The organism is Ensifer adhaerens (genome assembly GCF_002940685.1).
Classification (GTDB): domain Bacteria; phylum Pseudomonadota; class Alphaproteobacteria; order Rhizobiales; family Rhizobiaceae; genus Ensifer; species Ensifer adhaerens_E.
On record NZ_PNFP01000049.1, the window covers coordinates 1 to 1903 of the forward strand.

Annotated in this window: 2 protein-coding genes; both read right to left on the reverse strand. The window is 53.4% G+C overall.

Features of this window, described 5'->3' with window-relative positions; all coding sequences use genetic code 11:
* Positions 1 to 918 (reverse strand): phytoene desaturase family protein (gene crtI / locus C1A35_RS35545; protein WP_158665291.1); only part of this gene is annotated, 918 nt, incomplete at its 3' end.
* Positions 919 to 929: 11 nt separating this feature from the next.
* A partial coding sequence (crtY, locus tag C1A35_RS35550) for a lycopene beta-cyclase CrtY (RefSeq protein WP_104668906.1) occupies positions 930 to 1903 on the reverse strand: 974 nt, incomplete at its 5' end.

A 1903-nucleotide genomic window follows, 5' to 3' on the forward strand; every position in this document is an offset into this window, starting at 1 on the left:
CAGAGAGTTACTCATGCGCTTAGTCTGCAGTTTGTTGGACTGCTTAACCGCGGCAGGGTGCTGGCTTAACAGGTCGCGATAGGTATGAACCACATCTGCATTTGACGCGACGGCTTGCGTCAGGAACCTGCGACCGTCCTCTAAATGCACGGCTTCAATCTTGTTTCCTGTCGTTTCCATATGGCTGACTCTGGCGTTTAACACGACTTCGCCACCCAGATCCTGAAACAGCTTTATCATCCCCTGAACTAATGCGCCGGTGCCGCCACGCGGAAACCAGACGCCCCACTCACGCTCCAGCGCGTGTATCAACGTATAAATGGATGAGGTGGCGAAGGGATTGCCGCCCACCAACAGCGAGTGGAAAGAAAACGCCTGGCGCAGATGTTCATCTTCGATGTAACTGGCAACCTTACTGTAAACGCTTCTCCATGCCTGCAGTTTCGCCAGTTGAGGTGCGGCGCGAAGCATGTCTCTGAACGATAAAAAAGGGACAGTACCGAGCTTTAGATAGCCTTCTTTAAACACCGCGCGTGAATAGTCCAGAAACTGACGATAACCTTCGACATCGCGGGGATTAAACTGCTGAATCTGCGCTTCGAGCCGGGTTTGATCGTTATCGTAATTAAAGACCTTCCCTGACTCCCAACACAGGCGGTAAAACGGCGTAACCGGCAGCAGTTCGACATACTCTTTTAACTGTTTTCCTGCCAGTGCAAACAGTTCTTCAATGGCACTGGGATCGGTGATAACCGTCGGGCCTGCATCAAAGGTAAACCCCTGATCCTCGTAGACATAAGCCCGACCGCCGGGTTTATCACGTTGTTCAAGCAGTAAGACGGGGATCCCCGCAGCTTGTAGACGAATTGCCAGTGCCAGGCCACCGAAGCCTGCACCAATTACCGTAGTTGGTTTCATGTAGTCGCTCTTTAACGATGAGTCGTCATAATGGCTTGCAATGCTGCTAATACCGGAACAGGCGGCTTGCCGCTCAGAATACGTAGCCGATCGGTCAGCGTGAGTTTTCCCGCATAAAAACGGGCAATTAAATCTTCAGGTAAACCATAAAAACGCTGCATAACCCGCCAGCGTGAATCGGCGGGTCCGGCTAAAAACAGCATGCGATTCAGCATGCGGAAAAAGCCCTGCTGCTGCCAGCGCTCGCGGGCAAAATGCGTAATGGCATGGTGAATTGAGGCCGACGTAAAGACATCAAGTGCACTCAGGCGGTCGGCCACGGCAACCGCCAGCGGCAGTGAATAGCCGGTGGTAGGATGGAACAGACCGGCACGTAATCCACTACAGGCCAGGGGGCGCTGCTGCCAGAATGCGTCGGCATTGCCCGACAGAGTAATGGGTAAGGCGCCCTGTTCTTCTCGCAGCAGTGTCTGAAGCTGCCAACCCTGTTGCGCGGCATAGTCGCAAATATTTTGCCGCGCGCATTCAGGATCTAATGTCGCATTATCAATATAGTGCGTGTCTTCAATTAACAATCTGGTCGGCGAGAGCGGCAGGCTGTACACGAAGCGATAACCATTTTGCTGATCGACCGTGGCATCCATGATAATGGGAGACGATAAACCATGCGGGTGGCTCAATCGCCATTCCTGGCCAATAAGCGCCTGGAAGCCCACGCTCAGTGCTGAATTTGCCGCATAACCCCGCCCGTCAATCACCGCGCGGGCACCGATAACCTGACCCTTTTTCAACCGAACAGATTCCGCATTAACCTCTGCGACCGCGGTATCCATCCACAAGTGCGGGCCAAACTGTCGCTGTAAAACCTCAGCGAAACGCTGAGAAGTAATACAAAAGTAGCCGCTGTTCAGCTTACGACGGCGTGTGGGAAAGCGTACCTGATAGTCGGGCCCGTGATGAACCACCAGCGGAGCTAGCCAACGAT